This window comes from Enterococcus sp. FZMF (genome assembly GCF_030263915.1).
Lineage (GTDB): Bacteria > Bacillota > Bacilli > Lactobacillales > Enterococcaceae > Enterococcus_D > Enterococcus_D casseliflavus.
Genome location: NZ_CP127160.1, coordinates 1371108 through 1389275 on the forward strand (window position 1 = coordinate 1371108; position 18168 = coordinate 1389275).

At 42.8% G+C, this 18168-nt stretch carries 14 protein-coding genes and 1 pseudogene; 11 read left to right on the forward strand and 4 right to left on the reverse strand.

Annotated features, from left to right (window positions below):
* The first annotated feature begins 20 nt into the window (after positions 1 to 20).
* Entirely contained in the window at positions 21 to 794 is a 774-nt protein-coding gene (gene recO, locus QN079_RS06595) for a DNA repair protein RecO (RefSeq protein WP_005225847.1), read from the forward strand.
* Here recO and QN079_RS06600 read toward each other — a convergent pair.
* Positions 788 to 1594 (reverse strand): AraC family transcriptional regulator, encoded by an 807-nt coding sequence (locus QN079_RS06600; RefSeq protein ID WP_005225848.1) that lies wholly within the window; start codon positions 1592 to 1594, stop codon positions 788 to 790. The genes recO and QN079_RS06600 overlap by 7 nt on opposite strands.
* A gap of 121 nt (positions 1595 to 1715) precedes the next feature.
* Here QN079_RS06600 and QN079_RS06605 point away from each other — a divergent pair, with 121 nt between their 5' ends.
* The 6 genes from QN079_RS06605 to QN079_RS06630 all read left to right on the forward strand — a co-directional run bounded on the left by QN079_RS06605 (position 1716) and on the right by QN079_RS06630 (position 10753).
* Positions 1716 to 3728, forward strand: a complete 2013-nt coding sequence (locus tag QN079_RS06605) for a beta-galactosidase (RefSeq protein WP_289230549.1) — start codon at positions 1716 to 1718, stop codon at positions 3726 to 3728.
* Positions 3728 to 5485, forward strand: coding sequence for a glycoside hydrolase family 35 protein (locus QN079_RS06610; RefSeq protein WP_289230550.1), 1758 nt, complete (start codon positions 3728 to 3730; stop codon positions 5483 to 5485). The genes QN079_RS06605 and QN079_RS06610 overlap by 1 nt, the downstream gene beginning before the upstream one ends.
* A gap of 298 nt (positions 5486 to 5783) precedes the next feature.
* Positions 5784 to 6023 carry a hypothetical protein gene (locus tag QN079_RS06615; RefSeq protein WP_015509542.1) on the forward strand — a complete coding sequence of 80 codons (240 nt, stop codon included), beginning with the start codon at positions 5784 to 5786 and terminating at the stop codon, positions 6021 to 6023.
* Positions 6024 to 6038: 15 nt separating this feature from the next.
* A complete protein-coding gene (gene glyQ / locus QN079_RS06620) occupies positions 6039 to 6950 on the forward strand; it encodes a glycine--tRNA ligase subunit alpha (protein WP_005225852.1) in 912 nt (303 codons plus the stop codon).
* A 1-nt stretch (position 6951) separates the two neighbouring features.
* A complete protein-coding gene (gene glyS, locus QN079_RS06625; protein ID WP_034868511.1) occupies positions 6952 to 9024 on the forward strand; it encodes a glycine--tRNA ligase subunit beta in 2073 nt (690 codons plus the stop codon).
* Between the two features lie 178 nt (positions 9025 to 9202).
* Positions 9203 to 10753, forward strand: a complete 1551-nt coding sequence (locus QN079_RS06630; RefSeq protein WP_289230551.1) for an IS1182 family transposase — start codon at positions 9203 to 9205, stop codon at positions 10751 to 10753.
* Between the two features lie 189 nt (positions 10754 to 10942).
* On the opposite strand, the gene QN079_RS06635 is transcribed toward QN079_RS06630, so the two are convergent.
* Together QN079_RS06635 and QN079_RS06640 are read right to left on the reverse strand one after the other, a co-directional pair.
* Positions 10943 to 11620 (reverse strand): response regulator transcription factor, encoded by a 678-nt coding sequence (locus QN079_RS06635; RefSeq protein WP_016610236.1) that lies wholly within the window; start codon positions 11618 to 11620, stop codon positions 10943 to 10945.
* A gap of 18 nt (positions 11621 to 11638) precedes the next feature.
* Positions 11639 to 12784 carry a sensor histidine kinase gene (locus QN079_RS06640; protein ID WP_289230552.1) on the reverse strand — a complete coding sequence of 382 codons (1146 nt, stop codon included), beginning with the start codon at positions 12782 to 12784 and terminating at the stop codon, positions 11639 to 11641.
* Between the two features lie 244 nt (positions 12785 to 13028).
* On the opposite strand from QN079_RS06640, the gene QN079_RS06645 reads away from it, so the two are divergent.
* From QN079_RS06645 to QN079_RS06665, 4 genes and pseudogenes are all read left to right on the forward strand, one after another.
* A complete protein-coding gene (locus QN079_RS06645; protein WP_289230553.1) occupies positions 13029 to 14258 on the forward strand; it encodes an efflux RND transporter periplasmic adaptor subunit in 1230 nt (409 codons plus the stop codon).
* Positions 14242 to 14916: an ABC transporter ATP-binding protein gene (locus QN079_RS06650; RefSeq protein ID WP_289230554.1), complete on the forward strand. Its 675-nt coding sequence runs from the start codon at positions 14242 to 14244 to the stop codon at positions 14914 to 14916. The genes QN079_RS06645 and QN079_RS06650 overlap by 17 nt, the downstream gene beginning before the upstream one ends.
* A pseudogene (locus QN079_RS16670) lies at positions 14913 to 16117 on the forward strand (ABC transporter permease). Before QN079_RS06650 ends, QN079_RS16670 begins: the two are co-directional and overlap by 4 nt.
* A gap of 16 nt (positions 16118 to 16133) precedes the next feature.
* Positions 16134 to 16694 carry a hypothetical protein gene (locus QN079_RS06665; protein ID WP_289230557.1) on the forward strand — a complete coding sequence of 187 codons (561 nt, stop codon included), beginning with the start codon at positions 16134 to 16136 and terminating at the stop codon, positions 16692 to 16694.
* Positions 16695 to 16765: 71 nt separating this feature from the next.
* Here the strand turns inward: QN079_RS06665 and rlmD are convergent, their stop codons facing one another.
* On the reverse strand, positions 16766 to 18142 hold the full coding sequence (gene rlmD / locus QN079_RS06670; RefSeq protein ID WP_289230558.1) for a 23S rRNA (uracil(1939)-C(5))-methyltransferase RlmD: 1377 nt from the start codon (positions 18140 to 18142) through the stop codon (positions 16766 to 16768).
* Between the last annotated feature and the right edge of the window lie 26 nt (positions 18143 to 18168).

The following is an 18168-nucleotide window of genomic DNA, read 5'->3' on the forward strand; positions in this document are numbered from 1 at the left end:
TAAAGAAATGGGGTGCGACGATGAATCTTGTTGAAACAAAAGGAATCTTACTTTTTTCAAAAGACCATAAAGAAAAAGACAAGCTAGTCAAAATCTTTACGGAATCTGCTGGGAAGCAAATGTTTTATGTCAAGGGTGCCCATCGGAAAAACAACCCCTTGGCACCAGCGCTGCTCTCCTATACTGAAGCCACCTACATGGGAACCATCAAAACGGAAGGCTTGTCCTTTTTAAACAATGCCAAAGACATCCATCCTTTTCGTACGATCCAAAGTGATATTTTTATTGCTGGTTATGCAACCTACTTATTGAATTTGGCTGATTCTGCTATTGATGATCGAGTCTATGACCCACATCTATACCAATTTTTACATGAGGCTTTGCAATTAATGGATCAAGAAAACGACGCAGAGATCATCACTAATATTTTTGAGATCCAGATTTTGCACCGTTTCGGGATCACCCCGAATTGGACCCATTGTGCGATCTGCGGAAAAACCGACGGTCGGTTTGACTATTCCTCAAAATATAGCGGTATTTTATGTGAACAGCACTGGGGGATGGACGAACGTCGTTATCATGCTGATTCTCGGGCGATCCATTTTATTCGCTTATTTTCGCAAATATCCTACGAGCAGATTGCTTCAATCAAATTAAAGCCAGAAACGAAAGCCGCGATCCGGCGAGTGATTGATTTATTATATGATGAATATGTGGGCATTCATTTAAAAAGTAAGAAGTTTATCGATCAGATGGGGCAATGGCAAGACGTCTTAAAACCGAAAAATCAATGATAGAGTTGGCGAAACTTTAATGGAGTTAAGCCGACTCTTTTTTTGAATAATGCTGTAAAGTGACTTGCATCTTGAAACCCCACTGCGAAGGCAGCTTGTTGAATGGGCAGATCTGGCTGTGCCACCAAAAGCTCTTTGGCTCGGGTCATGCGGTAGTTCAATAAATATTGTGCAGTAGATTGCCCCAAAAAACGTTGGAACAAACGTGAGAGATACTGTGGTGACACATAGACGAGCCCTGCTAGTTCTTTGATCGTGATCGCCTGATCGTAATTCGTTTCGATTTCTTGTATAACGGGAACCAGATATTGTTGGAACAGCGGGTGTTTTTCTGTCGGATTCCCTGAGCGTTCTTGCATGATCGCCAATAAAAAGCGGTAACATTCGCTAGAAGCCCGTAGCGGGTCCCAACTGATTTGTTGGTCTTCTTTGATCCGTTGATTGATCCAGGTGACATAAGAAAAGGTTTCTGACTCTTCAGCTAGTATATAGGGCTGATTCGTGTACTGCTTTAACACCTCAGCTGCCAAAGGGCCTTGGAATGTGGCGAAGGATGTTTTCCAGTTAGTCAATGGATAATAGCGATGGGGCGTAAAAGGAAAAATCAAAATGCCTTCATTCGGACGTAAGATAAACGATTCCTGACCAAATGTGATTCGGCCTTCCCCTTGCTCGGTTTGCAGCCAATGGAAGTAGGGATAGCCATCAGGACGAGCGACGTCATCTTGCGCCCAATCGTTGCCGATGCTTTCCAGAGATAAAGGCAGCTGCTGATTGGTTTGATAAAAGTAGATAGGCATAGTGTACCTCCGTGTTTCGAAATGTTATAAAATAGTGTTTCATGTATTATACTACAACAGAATGAAAAGCCTTACAATAAGAGAGTAGAAATCATTTTATTTTAAAGGAGCGTTCACTTACATGACAAAATTTTTTGATAGAATTCTATTTGGCGGCGATTATAATCCAAATCAGTGGCCGAAAGAGATTTGGGAAGAAGACATTCGGATCTTTAAAAAAGCAAGTATCAATAGCGCGACCGTCAATGTTTTTTCATGGGCAAAGATCCAACCCTCTGAAAATTGTTATGATTTTGAGGAATTGGATCAAATCATCGAAAAATTAAGTACGGAAGGTTTCGACATCGTCTTAGCCACTTCCACAGCTGCTTTGCCAGCTTGGATGTTTAAGAAGTATCCAGAAGTCGCTCGCACCGATTATGATGGACGCCATCATAAGTTTGGGCAACGGCACAATGCCTGTCCCAACAGTTTGGTTTATCAAAAATACGCAGAACGCTTGGCAACGAAATTAGCCGAACGTTACGGCGAAAATCCACAAGTGACTTGTTGGCACATCAATAATGAATACGGCGGCGAATGTTATTGCGACAACTGTGAAAAAGCGTTTCGTGTCTGGTTAAAGGATAAATATCATACGATCGAAGCACTGAATAAAGCCTGGAATATGGAATTTTGGGGTCATACCGTGTATGAATGGAATGAAATCGTGCTGCCAAATGCGCTGTCAGAAGGAATCGGCTATGACAAGACGGCATTTGCAGGAATTTCTATTGACTACCGACGGTTCAACTCGGATAGTCTTTTAAAAAACTACATGATGGAGCGGGACGCTATTCGGAAAATCGATCCAACAACACCGATTACAACGAATTTGATGGGAACCTTTAAAGGACTGGATTATTTTAAGTGGGCAAAGGAAATGGACCTTGTTTCGTGGGATAATTATCCATCGTACAATACGCCATGGAGCTTAGTAGCCATGACCCATGATTTGATGCGCGGGTTAAAACAGCAACCCTTTATGCTGATGGAACAAACACCTTCCCAACAAAACTGGCAGCCTTATAATTCATTAAAAAAACCAGGACAGATGCGGGCGCAAAGCTACCAAACGATTGCTCATGGGGCAGATACGATCCAATACTTCCAATTGCGACGTTCCATTGGTGCTTGTGAGAAATTCCATGGTGCCGTCATCGAACATGTCGGTCATGAAGACACGCGGGTTTTCCGAGAAACAGCAGCTCTTGGGGCTGAATTAGCGCAGCTTTCAGACATCATTGGCACGCAAACCCAAGCACAGGTTGCTGTGATTTTCGATTGGGACAATTATTGGGCTTTAGAATATACGAGTGGTCCAACCGTTGACCTGAAATATGTGGAACAGATCCATCGCTACTATCGCTATTTTTACGAACAAAATATTGCGGTCGATTTGGTTCCCGTGGATGCTGACTTATCAAAATACAAGCTAGTCGCAGCTCCGGTTCTGTACATGATCAAAGAAGGGATGCAAGAGCGGCTAACTGATTTCGTTAAGCAAGGTGGTGCTTTACTTACGACTTATATGAGCGGCATCGTTGATCAATCAGACAATGTTCACTTAGGCGGTTATCCTGGCCCCTTGCGGGAGTTAGCTGGCATCTGGGTGGAAGAAATCGATGCATTAGCCCCAGAACAATCAAACGGGGTTTCGTTAGTCAATGAAGATCTTTCAGGAACAAGTAACTTAGTCAGCGATTTGATCCATTTAGAAAACGCCGAAGCGCTAGCGCATTACACGAGCAATTTCTATGCAGGAATGCCGGCAGTGACCAAAAATACATTTGGCTATGGAACCGTCTATTACTTTGGTGGACAGTTGGAAGATCAGCTGCAAGATCAGCTTTTCAAAACAATCGTCGAAGAGTCCGATATTACCCCAGTGATCGAGGAGGCAACAAAACTAGAAATTGCCTGTCGTGAAAATGCAGAGGCGAAATTTTTCGTCATCATCAATTTCCACGAAGAAGCACAACCGCTGCCAGAAATGTTTGTTGGAAAAACGGATCTTCTGACGGGCGAGGTTCTTTCTTCAGAAATGATGCTGACGCAATACACCACCTATATCGTCAAAGAGGGGCGTAACTGATGCGAACTTTTGCTATTGAAGATGACTTTTATTTAGACAACAAGCCTTTTAAAGTGATCTCTGGAGCGATCCATTATTTTCGTGTCGTTCCTGAATATTGGCAAGATCGCTTAGAGAAACTACGCTTGATGGGCTGTAATACCGTCGAAACCTATGTTCCTTGGAATCTTCATGAAGCACAGGAAGGTGTCTATCAATTTGATGGGATCCTTGATTTGCGGCGATTTATCCAAACGGCACAAGAAGTAGGGCTTTATGTCATTTTGCGACCAGCACCTTATATTTGTGCGGAGTGGGAATTTGGGGGACTGCCTTATTGGCTATTGCAAGACCCTATGATGAAGCTTCGGTTTGATTATCCCCCATTTATGGAAAAAATCACTCGTTATTTCGCCCATTTGTTTCCACAAGTGCGGGATCTGCAGATCACCCAAGGCGGTCCGATTATAATGATGCAAGTAGAAAATGAATACGGCAGCTACGCCAATGATAAAGAGTATTTGCGGAAAATGGTGGCTGCGATGCGGCAGCATGGTGTAGAAACGCCGTTAGTGACCTCTGACGGACCTTGGCACGATATGCTAGAAAACGGCAGTATCAAAGACTTGGCATTGCCTACGATCAACTGCGGCTCCAACATCAAGGAAAATTTTGAAAAACTTCGAAAATTTTACGGAGAAAAACGGCCACTGATGGTCATGGAATTTTGGATCGGCTGGTTTGATGCCTGGGGTGACGACCAGCACCATACGACCACAACACAAGATGCAGTAAAGGAATTGCAGGATTGTTTAACATTAGGTTCTGTCAATATCTATATGTTTCATGGCGGGACTAACTTTGGCTTTATGAACGGGTCAAACTATTACGAACGCTTAGCGCCGGATGTCACTAGCTATGATTACGATGCCTTGTTGACAGAATGGGGAGAACCTACTGCCAAATACCAAGCCTTCAAAAAAGTGATCGCTGACTATGCGGAAATTCCTGAGTTTCCCTTGAGTATGAAAATTGAGCGAAAAGCTTATGGAACATTCTCAGTGAAAGAACGAGTCTCCTTGTTTTCGACGATCGACACGATCAGTCAACCGATTATAAGTAATTACCCGTTATCGATGGAAGCCTGCAATCAAGCGACAGGTTATATCTATTATCGCTCACTGATTGGGCCTGCTCGGAAGATTGCCGACTACCGTCTGATCAATACGATGGATCGTGCCCATACGTTTATCAACCAGGAACTTTTGCGCATCGATTACGATCAAGAAATCGGTCAAACCTACAGTTTCGATTTATCAGAATCAGAAAACGAGTTGGGGATCTTGGTGGAGAATATGGGGCGGGTCAATTATTCTGTAAAAATGAACCATCAGCACAAAGGCATCAAAGACGGTGTGATCATCAATGGCGCCTTCCAAAGCAACTGGGAAATCTATCCCTTACCGATGGATAATTTGCATGCCATTGATTTCCAAGGAAAATGGCAAAAAGGACAACCAAGTTTCTCACGCTTTGAATGTGTTTTTGATGAATGTGCAGATACCTTTATCGAATTGCCAGGCTGGGGTAAAGGGTTTGTCCAAGTCAATGGTCATACGATCGGCCGTTTCTGGGAAAAAGGACCGCAGCAGCGCTTGTACGTCCCAGCACCGTTTTTAAAAATCGGAATAAATGAGATCATCGTTTTTGAAAGTGATGGGAAAATCGCTGATGAGATCGTCTTTCATGATCAGGCGGATTTAGGCCCAGAAGCATAAAAGTTCAAATTAATCATTGACAAACCCTAGCTTCAACTACTATCATAAGGGTAATCGAATCCGTGCTATGATCGGAAGAAAGAAAGAAGACCATTCCATGAAGCGAACTTGGGAGAGTGAAAGCCAAGTTGGAACCTTATTTCGCAGGCGTCCGTGAGCATGATCAATGAAGCTGCCGACTTGTCGGAAGTAGGGTGGAACCGCGAATTTATCGTCCCTATATCTATACACTTTGTATAGATATAGGGACTTTTTTATGTTTCACACCAAGAATAGCCAAAAACAAAGGAGGGTTTTTATGTTATTTGATATGACGATTCCAGCAAGTGCGTTTACCGAAAAAAAGCTCAAAGTATTAGCAAGTATTCCATTGCAAGTTCGCCTTTTAAAGGATGAACAGCTTTTACATGAATTTACAACGAGTCCAGACCAAATGCTTTACGACTTATCGGATGTTTTAGAAGCAGATGTCGTGGTCGAAGTGAAATTGATCCCTGGATCAGTTGTCGAATTTTATCCTGTCGTCAATGCGTTATAAGAAAGGAAGAAAAAGATGAGTAAACTAACTGTGCAAGAGATGATTTTGACCCTGCAAAAATTCTGGTCTGAAAACGGCTGTATGCTGATGCAGGCCTATGATACAGAAAAAGGGGCTGGAACCATGAGCCCATATACATTTTTACGTGCAATCGGTCCAGAACCATGGAATGCCGCTTACGTAGAACCTTCTCGCCGTCCAGCTGATGGCCGCTACGGGGAAAACCCAAATCGTTTGTATCAGCACCACCAGTTCCAAGTCGTGATGAAGCCTTCTCCTGAAAATATCCAAGAGCTTTATTTAGAAAGCCTGCGTCTTTTAGGGATCGATCCATTAGAACATGATATTCGTTTTGTCGAAGATAACTGGGAAAATCCCTCAATGGGTTGTGCAGGTCTTGGTTGGGAAGTTTGGTTAGACGGAATGGAGATCACTCAGTTTACTTACTTCCAACAAGTCGGCGGCTTAGCATGTAAGCCAGTGACATCAGAGATCACTTACGGCTTAGAACGTCTAGCATCTTATATTCAAGAAGTTGAAAGTGTCTACGATCTTGAATGGTCTGCAGGTGTCAAATATGGTGAGATTTTCCGCCAACCTGAGTATGAACATTCAAAATATTCCTTTGAAGTCAGTGACCAAGACTTGCTTTTAGGGAACTTCGATCGTTTTGAAAAAGAAGCAAAACGCTGTATCGATGAACGCTTAGTTCATCCAGCTTACGACTATATCTTAAAATGCAGCCATACCTTCAATTTGTTGGATGCACGTGGTGCAGTCTCCGTCACTGAACGTGCTGGGTACCTCGCACGTATCCGTAACATGGCACGTCAAGTAGCAAAACTATTTGTAGCAGAACGGGAAAACCTCGGTTATCCATTGCTTGATCCAGAAGTGGCGCAAAAACTGATTGAGGAGGGAAAATAAGATGGCACAAAACCTATTATTAGAAATCGGCTTAGAGGAATTACCTGCGCATGTCGTAACCCCAAGTATGAAACAATTACAAGAAAAAACGGCAGCTTTCTTAGATGCTCATGCGTTGCCTTATACAACGATCGAAGCCTATTCCACACCTCGCCGCTTGGCTGTCTATGTCACCGGTATTCCTGAAAAACAAGCGGATACGCAAGAAGAGGTCAAAGGACCAGCGAAAAAAATCGCATTAGATGATGCAGGCAATTGGTCGAAAGCAGCTCAAGGATTTGTTCGTGGACAAGGATTGACAACCGATGACATCACCTTCCGTGAATTAAAAGGTGTTGAGTATGTCTATGTAACGAAACATACCCAAGGTCAACCAACCGTTGAGGTATTGAAAGGATTGCAGGAAGTAATCACGAGTTTGACGTTCCCAGTAACGATGCACTGGGCAGACTACGATTTTGAATATATCCGACCAATTCATTGGATCGTAGCACTCTTTGGTGAGCAAGTCATTCCTTTCCAAATCCTTGATATTGTTACCGGTCGCGAGTCAAAAGGTCATCGTTTCTTAGGTGAGGCGGTCACGTTTGATCATGCGGACGACTATTTGGAAAAAATGAAGCATCAATTTGTCATCGCTGATCCAAGCGAACGTCAACAAATGATCACCGCACAAATCAATGCGATCGCTCAGGAAAACAACTGGCGGATCGATTTAGATGAAGACTTACTAGAAGAAGTGACAAATCTAGTTGAATACCCAACAGCCTTTGTAGGGGACTTTGAAGAAAAATATCTTTCTGTCCCTGAAGAAGTATTAGTTACTTCTATGAAAGAACATCAACGTTACTTTGATGTCCGCACCCTTGACGGAGAATTGCTGCCGCACTTCATCTCTGCCCGCAACGGAGATGCTGTGAAAATCGATAATGTCATCAAAGGAAACCAAAAAGTCCTGACCGCTCGTCTAGAAGATGCTGAGTTTTTCTACAATGAAGACAAAAAGCTGACCATTGACCATTGCGTGGAAAAACTTAAACAAGTCACCTTCCACGAAAAAATCGGCAGCTTATATGAAAAAATGCAACGTGTCGGACTAGCAGCGCAAATCATCGGGAAGACCGTTGGTTTAACACAAGAAGAACTGACCGACCTTCAACGGGCAGCTCAAATCTATAAATTTGATTTAGTGACCAATATGGTAGGCGAATTCCCTGAGTTGCAAGGGATCATGGGGGAAAAATATGCCCTGATCCAAGGAGAGAAACCAGCAGTTGCCCAAGCGATTCGTGAACACTACATGCCGATCTCAGCAGAAGGCGAGCTGCCACAATCAAAAATCGGGGCTGTTTTAGCGATTGCGGATAAATTAGACAGCTTACTTGCTTTCTTCGCTGTTGATATGGTTCCAAGCGGTTCAAACGATCCTTATGCTTTACGCCGTCAAACCTACGGGATTATCCGCATCTTAGCTGAAAAGCGCTGGTACTTCCCATTTGCTCAGTTGCAAGAAGAAATTCGTGAAGCCATTAATGCTCAACCAGAAGTTTTTGGGATTCAACTTGCCGCTGGTCAAGAACAAGTGACCGATTTTGTGAAAGGTCGTCTGCGTCAATTCTTACTCAGCAAAAATACGCGTCATGATGTCATCGAAGCTGTCTTAGGCGCACGTCAAGCAGACATCAGTACGTTGTTTGAAACGGCTCAAATGTTAAGAGAACATCTGCAAGACACCGACTTCAAACCTTCGATGGAAGCTTTGACACGGGTGATCAATTTAGCGAAAAAAGCCGAATTGGATCAAGCAGCAATTGATCCTGCCTTGTTTGAAAACGACTCTGAAACTGCCTTGTATGAAGCGGTCTTAACAGTAGAGGACAAGTTCCCACATCAAACGATGGAAGAAAACTACCAAAGCTTAGTGGCACTGCGCCCATTGATCGAAGCTTATTTTGATCAAACAATGGTCATGGTGGAAGATGAACAGATTCGCCGCAACCGTTTTGCCTTGTTGGATAAAATCGCGAAGATGAGTCTGGCAGTGGCTAGTTTAGATGCTTTGATTACGAAATAAAAGAAGCTTGCAGTTGCACGTTTCTAAATAAAAAAAGGGACTGTGACATAAGTCCATAGAAGAAAACCGCAAAAAATGACGAGAAAGCGTTCATTTCTTGCGGTTTTTTGGGTAAAATAAAAAGGAGCACCGGTTGCCGCCAATGCCCCATCATTTAATCCTGAAAGGACTAAACAAAATGTATACTAATTATAACATGAATCAACTCACTTTGGATCTATCTACTTCATTTTCTCCAAAAGAAAATCATGTCGCCGTTTTTATCCATGAACTGGTCGAAGCGCTTCAGATTAATGAACCCTATCTTTTTGGTCGACCAAGAGAATATGATTTAGGTGCCATGTTGAAGTTGGTTCTTTTTGCGTATACGCGAGAAACCTTTACAAGTCGCAAGATTGAACGCTTAGCTGAAGAAAACCTCTATGCTCGCTGGTTGAAGCAAGAACGGGTTCCAACTTATCGAACGATCGCCCGTTTTTGTGTATCTAACGATGTGCAGGAGTTGACCAATAAAGGCTTAGATCAGTTGACAGAGTATCTGCGTGCACGGAATCTGATTGATGATGCGTTGTTTATCGACGGTACAAAAATCTTGGCAGATGCGAATAAGTACAGCTTTGTCTGGAAGAAAAACACGATCCGATTCGATCAAATGAATCGCGAAAAACTGCTTACTATGATGACGGAACTAAGAGAAGCGTATGCCCTGAAACAGATTCCCGAAGGGACGTCCTTGACAGTAGACATGATAGATGAACTGTTAACACGGATGGAACTACGTCTGGAAGAACTAGAAAAAGAAGTTGAGGCAACGAAACGTCTTTCGCCAAATCCAGCGAAACAACAACGGCGAACGTTGAAAAGCCAAGTACGCAAATTAAATACAAAACGAGAAAAACTTCTGGAACATCAAACGCAGTTTTCTACTTATGGGACAAGAAACAGTTATTCAAAAACTGATCATGATGCGACATTCATGCGCGTAAAAGAAGACCCTATGAAAAATGGGCAACTTAAGCCTGCGTATAACCTGCAGATCGCTACTTGTAATCAATTTGTGCTCGGTTATGAGGTATTTCAAAACCCAACAGACACTAAGACACTGAAATCATTACTGGAAAAAATGAAGATCGCACAAAAGTCCCCTCATTATTTGGTCGCCGATGCAGGCTATGGTTCAGAAAGCAATTACCGCTATATAGAAGATGAACTTCCCCAGCATACTGCACTGATTCCTTATGGAACGATGTTTAAAGAACAAAGCAAGAAATGGCAGACAGATGACCGGAAAGTAATGAATTGGGATTATGAGCCTAAGGAGGACTTTTACATCGACCCCAAAGGGGTACGATTTAATTTTCATGCCTACCGTCAACGAACAGATGCGGATGGCTTTGTCCGAGATTTTAAAGAATACCAAGCAGAAAAAACGGATGTGAATCAAGTGCTCATTCCTGAAGCCTTGACCCCAAAGGGGAATCTAAGAAAAATCACTGTAAATCCATCTTGGGAGTACTATAAAGAAAAACAAAAAGAGCGTTTATCAACGCCTGAAATTCAAAAAATATATGGTCGGAGAAAGATCGACGTGGAAACAGTCTTCGGATTTATGAAGGCTTGTTTGGGTTTCACTCGATACACGGTTCGGGGCTTAGAAAAAGTCAGAAAACAGACGGGTTTACTCATTACGGCAATCAATATGATGAAATTGACAAAAATAGGTACTTGAACTACCCAAAATGAATAAAAAAACAAGGAGCACTCGAAAAATCACATGATTTTCGAGTGCTCCTTATATTTTGGAGAGCGTAACTAGTTAACTTATGTCACGCCCCCTTTTTTCTATGTTTCTCGATTTACTTGTGTTCAGTCCCAAGAAAACCGTCCTTTTCGTACAATGAAAGGACGGTTTTTGGTGTTAAATTTTATAGCCGATCCCCCAAACGGTTTTGATATAAGAGGACTTCTTGTGGGTATCGTGCATTTTTTCCCGAAGGTTTCGAACGTGGACCATGATGGTATTATTGGAAGACGTGTAATATTTTTCGCCCCAAACCTCTTGAAACATTTCCTCAGAGCTTACCACTTGGCCTTTTCGCTCCATCAATAATTTTAAAATGGAAAATTCGATGGGCGTCAGGGAAAGTTCTTCTTCTTGCAAGAAACATTTTCGCTTATTGACATCTAATTCCAACTCCCTCACGATCAATTTGTTTTGATCTGAGCCGTTGTATTGAGTCGAGCGGCGTATCTGAGCTTTCACCCGAGCGATCACTTCCAACGGACGAAAGGGCTTGGTGATGTAATCATCGGCACCAATTGTCAAACCAGTGATCTTATCGATTTCCTCAGATTTAGCTGTCAACATAATAATTGGGTAATGATGCTTTTTGCGGATGATTTTACACAGGTCAAAGCCTGTGATATCTGGCAGCATGACATCAAGAATCGCCAAAGAAAAGCTGTTTTGCTCGATCTGTACCTGAGCTTCATTCCCATCTGCACAAGTGATGACAGAAAAATTTTCGTTTCGTAAATAAAAGGCAATCAAATCTGAAATTTCTTTTTCATCTTCAACTAAAAGTATCTTTTCCACTCGTATTGACCTTCCTTTTCAGTTAACTGACTTTCTCGTTTTTTCATGTTGATTTGTCGCTAAAGGCAATGTGACGATCATTTGAATCTCATTGTTCTTGCTAGCAGCTCGGATCGTTCCCTGATGCGCCAAAATAATTTCTTTGGCGATCGCCAATCCGAGACCTGCTCCACCTGTCTTGGTTGAACGAGCTTGATCCAGACGATAAAATTTTTCAAATAATGCCTCCAATTGTTCTTGTTCGATCGGTTCACTTTGATTCGCTAGGATAAAAGTTGCTGCTTGTTCGTCTACGGTTAGCTGCATTGTGATCGTGGTTTGATCAGGCGCATAGGCAATGGCATTTTTTAACAGATTGTTTAACACTCGCGCCAACTGTTCACTATCGGCTTTTAATTTCAAGCTCTCTGGTCCAGAGTAGCAGATGGTTTGTTCTTTTTCTTTCAGCAGCGGATAGAATTCTTCTTGGATTTGCTTCAGTAAGAAGACGAAATCAAGTTCCCCTTGATACAATTGGATGTCTTGCAGATTAAAACGGGTGATGTCGAAAAATTCATTCATCAGCGTTTCCAAACGCTCAGACTTTTCTAAAGCAATCGTCAAGGATTGCGTCATTTGTTCATTGGTCAAGTTTTTCGTATCCAACAATAGGTTGAGATAGCCGATCACTGAAGCTAAGGGAGTCTTTAAGTCATGCGCCAAATAGGTGATCAAGTCCTTGGTGCGCTGTGTTTCTTCCTTTAAAAGAGCCTCATTGCGGTTCATCGTATCTTTTATTTTTAATAATTCATGATCGATCGCTAGGCTGCCCGTCGAACTTGCTTCCGATTGAGAAAAAAAGAGCTGAATTCCTTCGGCGATCCTTGCAATTTTTTTCCTTGAAACATAACGATAACTAAAATAGCAAATCAAGGTAACGGCAAAAACGAGAAAGAGGGAGAATGCCAAGAACAATTGTTTAACAGGGCGCCAGTCGACAAATGTACCAAGGATCATCCCGCCTTCGCCATCACTTGATTCCACAACCTCCTGTAAAACGAGGTTTGAAAAAAAATTATCCAGCACCATTTGAATGAGTCTCGTTTCCTTTAATAGCCATAAGGCTCCTACCAATAAGAAGAAGCCAACCAGAAAAAAGACAAATGAAGAATATTTACTACGCATGAAACAGTCCTTTCTAACTCGTTCTTGATTCTTTCTTGATTATAGCAAAGAGGAGTAGGAGCGAATAGCTAATTCTTCTTAAGAATTCTTCATATTAATAAAAAAAGAACGGAAAAATTCTATTTTCTTAAGAAATCTTCAGTAGATATTAAGAGAAACGTTCAAAACGGAAATTGATTCAATGGTTAAATAAAGGTGGTCATTCGATTAACCAATCAGGAAGGTGAGATGTTTGAGAAAGCATATGAACAAATCAAAAAAGAGTTTCATGATCATCAGTAGTTTACTGATCATCGGCAGTTTAGGCTGGACGAGTGCCTGGGGGATTGCTCGTCGTGAAGAACCTTCCATCACTCAAATAACTTTGCAAGATCTGCAACCGAGAGCAGATTTTTACTTAGTAGGAGTCGTTGAACCAGCAAGAACGGTTGAAGTCAAGGTGGATAGCTCAAGAGGATCAGTTGTTGAGAAAAAAGTAGAGGCAGGGGATCAAGTCAAAGCAGGGCAAGCTCTTTTTGTTTACTCTAATCCTGAGGGGGCTTTGGCCATTAAAGAAGCAGAACAGGCGACGGCAAATCGCTCGAGAGCTGTGGAACAAGCAAGACGGCAAACGAATCAAAAATGGGAACAATACAATAAGGTCACGAATCAGCTGGAGGAGACGAAACAAAAAATTGCCAGTGCGGAAGAAGAGGACAAAGAAGGGTTGGAAGATCGTAAAACCGATTTGGAAATGCAGCAAAGTCAATTACTGCTAGAAGCGCAAAACTTGGAAAGCAGCATTGGCGATGCCGAATTAGAGCTGGAACGGGCAGAATTAGAACTACGTTCAGTCAAAGAGCAGCATGGCTCGGACGTCGTGGAAGCCGAAATTGATGGAATCGTTAAAGACGTGGACGAACGACATATGAATCGAAGCGCAAGTGAAGCAACTCCAGAGAATCCTTTTATGACGATCGTTGATACCTGTCGGCTCTTTTTAAAAGGGACTGTGGATGAATTTCGCCGCAATCAACTTGAGCCTGGTCAAAAAGTTGAACTTAGAGACCGTAATGGCGGCAGTCAGCGATGGACTGGAAAGATCACCCGAGTTGGGGATATGAAAGAGCCTTCGGTAGTGGTTGAAGAACAAGGCGCAAACCCCAATTTGTCGCAATTTAGTTTTGAGGTCGTTTTAGATGAAAGTGAAGAGCCACCTAGTATTGGCATCCATTGTTTTGTAGAACGCATTGTGGAAGAGCAAACCGCGATCAAGCTGCCCAAATCGTTCGTGTTTTATGAAGAAGATAGGCCCTTCATCTACGTCGTTGAGGACCATAAAATCAGTAAACTATCCGTGGAAATCATGGAAGATGAAACGGATGAAGCCATGTATCTGTTAGAAAGTGAACTGGATATGCAAGTGGCGCTCGTCTTCCCAACAGTTCGGATCCAAGAAGGAATGGATGTGAGACCAAATGATCCAACTGATTGATGTCTGCAAAACGTTCCCACAGGGTACTAGTGAGATTCACGTTTTGAAAAAAATCAACTTAACAATCAATGCTGGCGAGTTTGTTTCCATCATGGGCCGATCGGGATCAGGCAAGTCGACCTTGATGAATATTATTGGCTGTTTAGACACGCCAACAACGGGCAGCTATCTACTTGATGGTAAAAATACCAGTCAAATGAGTGAAGATGAACTGTCCGAGATCCGCAATCAAAAAATCGGCTTCGTGTTTCAAAATTTTGAACTGTTGCCCAAACTATCCGTTTTACAAAATGCTGCCTTATCGCTCTTGTATGCTGGTGTCAATCAGGAAGAACGAACGACTCGAGCAATTCACGCTTTAGAAAGTGTCGGATTGAGGGATCGGATCGATTTTAGGATCAATCAGTTGTCAGGGGGGCAAAAACAACGAGTAGCGATTGCTCGGGCATTAGCAGGAGAAGCAAATGTGATCTTAGCGGATGAGCCGACGGGTTCTTTAGATACCGCTAATAGTCATGAGATCATGGCGCTATTTACTAAGCTGAATCATCTAGGAAAAACAGTGGTTTTGATTACCCACGAACAAGAAGTCGCGGACTATGCAAAGCGGCAAATCGTCATTAAAGATGGTGAAGTTGTTGAGGAGGGCACAAGATGACCGAAAATATTCGCTTAGCCATTCAAGCAATCTACCAGCATCGTTTGCGTTCCTTGTTGACGATGCTAGGAATCATTGTCGGGATTGCCTCCATCATTTCCATTGTGAGTATCATCAACGGAAATACTGAGAACATGAAAAAGCAGCTGATTGGTGGTGATACTAACTCGATGCGGATCGAATATGACGCCAGAAGTGCTTTTTTAGCGGGCGAAAGCGGCAGAAATGATCGTTTGCCTGATTACGCCCCGCAACTATCAGAAGGAGAGCTGCAAAAGTTGCTGACCATTGATCACGCCAAGAACGTTAGCTTTTTCTATGAAGCCAATCTGACAGTTTTCCAAAGAGACCAGCAAACCGATACGACAGTGCTAGGCATGGATGGCGGGTTCTTTGAAATTTTGCCCCATACGATCCTTGCTGGCAGAGCAATGACTGAAACCGAATTGCAGACACAAAAACAAGTTGCGGTGATTACGAAAGATTTGGCGGAAATTTTTTTTCCTATCGTGATCCTATCAATCAACTGATCGAAATCAATGGGACGCCCTTTCGCATCGTTGGCGTAGCTGTTTCTGACACGGAGCAACTGTCAGGGAAATATGTCTTCATCCCTCGAGGCAGCCAAAGTTTCGTCGAAGGAAAGCTCAACCAAAGGCCAACAGTGCTGTTTCAGGCAACGAATGCGGACGTCTTAGAATCAGCAGTCGTCCAAGCCAGCCATGAATTGACCAAGAGTATTCCGCCTTCAGATTTTGTTTTTTCCATCCGCAACTATGATGAAGTGCAGAAAATGACTGATGATATCAATCGATCGAATATGATTTTGCTGGGGGGAATTGCTAGCTTTTCCTTACTCGTCGGTGGGATCGGTGTAATGAATACGATGCTGGTCAGTGTGACAGAGCGTACCAGAGAGATCGGTTTGAAGAAAGCATTGGGTGCCAAACGTAAAGTGATTTTGCAGCAATTTTTGACAGAAGCAATCGTTTTATCGGTGATCGGGGGGCTGATTGGCATCATCGTCGGTCTGTTGATCAGTCTGATCGCTTTGCGTCTGTTAGAGTATCCGATGACGATCTCATTGTTATCCATTTTGATCAGTGTGTCATTTTCAATGCTGATCGGTACGATTTTTGGTTACTTGCCCGCTTATAAAGCGTCGAAATTAAAACCGATCGAAGCATTACGCTATGAATAAAAGGAAGGTGTTTTTTATGATAAAAAAACAAACAGCAATTATCTTGTTTGTGGCATTACTTAGTGGTTGCGGTGTTGCTGCGAATGACCCACAGACAAACAACGACAACGTACCCATCAACAACCAAATCAATACGCCGCAAGCGCAAACACAATCGAGTCAAAGTGGAGACGAGACGCAAAATAATCACGATCAAACCGATCAGACAAAAGCGCAACAAGTGACTCAGACAGATGCAGAGCGAGCGAATGAGGAATTGGCACAAGCAGATGAAACGGGCACACTCATTCTTATTGATGGTGATCGTTTTGAGATGGAGTTGACGAACATTTCTCAAGGAACAGGGGAAGACGGCGAAGTCTTTGATATGGCGATCGCATCTGAGGAAAGATTATCCTTTACGATTACTAGCGAGACTGAGATAAAAGTAATTCTATATGATGCACAATCGCATAATTCTCGAATCGTGGAGGGGTCACGTGCGGATCTGCAGCTTGAACGATCGGTAAGTCTGTATGGGCAGCGAGTAGGGGACACCTTTATTGCCGCGAAAGTCCTCGTCTTACAAATCAATTAATCGTTATGCTTAAAAGACAACGAAAACAATATTCGCCTGACAGATCACAAGATGATTTGTCAGGCGAGTGTTTATTTTCGGGTCAATTTTACCACTACTTCGCAGCGGGCGGTTTGTGGAAACATATCTACTGATTGCAGATATTCTACGTGAAACACTTTGGCTAATTGGACCAAGTCTCTTGCTAAAGTAGAAACATTACAAGATATATAGACCATCTTCTTCGGTGGTTGTTTCAGCAAAGCTTTCAATAATCGTTCATCCAAGCCTGTCCTTGGCGGATCAACAATGATGCTATCAGGTTTGAAGCCTTCATTGAACCATTTTGGTAAGAGCTCCTCAGCAGTCCCCGTTTCATAATGGGTATTTTGGGCACCAATGCGGCGTGCATTTTCTTGGGCATTTTCAATTGCTTGAGGAATAATGTCCATGCCGCGGACTTCTTTGGCATATGGAGCCACGCTCAACCCAATCGTTCCCACACCGCAATAGGCATCAACGACTGTTTCATTTTTGCTCAAGTCAAGGGCTTTTAACCCTTCTTGATACAAGATGCTGGTTTGCTGTGGATTCAGCTGGAAGAATGCGCGGGCGGACAAGTCGAAGGTCAGTTCATTCAACCGTTCTTCGATCGCTTCTTTGCCCCAAAGATGAATCGTTTCCTCTCCCATGACGACGGACGTTTTTTTGTTTTGCACATTTTGCATGATGGAAACGACTTGCGGCAAGCGCTGATTGATCTCGCGAATCAGCGCATTTTTTTGCGGCAGTTTGATAGAGTTGGTAATAAACACGACTTGAACTTCGCCAGTCGCGATCCCGATACGAACCATCAATGTCCGTAGAATCCCGCTGTTTTTGCGTTCATCGTAAATCGGGATCTGGTATTTATTCAACAATTGGACGATGCCGTTGATCACTTTTTGCGTATCTTGTTCTTGTACGAGGCAATCATCAATGGCGACTAAGCGATGAGACTCCATTTCGTATAAACCTGCTTCGATTCGTTTGGTTTGACTGTTGTAACGCAATTGAAATTGTGCTTTGTTGCGGTAATGCCAAGGAACATCCATGCCTAAAGTATCCCTTAGTTCAAACTGTTGGTAGCCTTTTGGCTTAAATTTTTCAAGTGCTTGTTTCAATAGGTCTTTTTTGAAGTCTAATTGTTTGTCGTAGACTAAGTGCTGCAATTGGCAGCCGCCGCACCGGTCGTAAAACTTGCAGGGTGGTTGGATACGATCGCTGCTTGGCTTGATGATTTTGGTCATCTTGGCTTCAGCAAAGCGGGGAGATGCTTTGGTGACTTCGGCAATGACCTGTTCCCCCGGCAGAACACGGGGAACAAAGATGATCAACTTTTTGTAATACCCAATGCCTTCTCCGTTGATCCCCAAGCGTTTGATCGTTAGTTGTAGTTTTTGTCCAAGCTGGACTTGTGTATTTGCCATGTGAACTCCTTAAATAAAATAGTCAG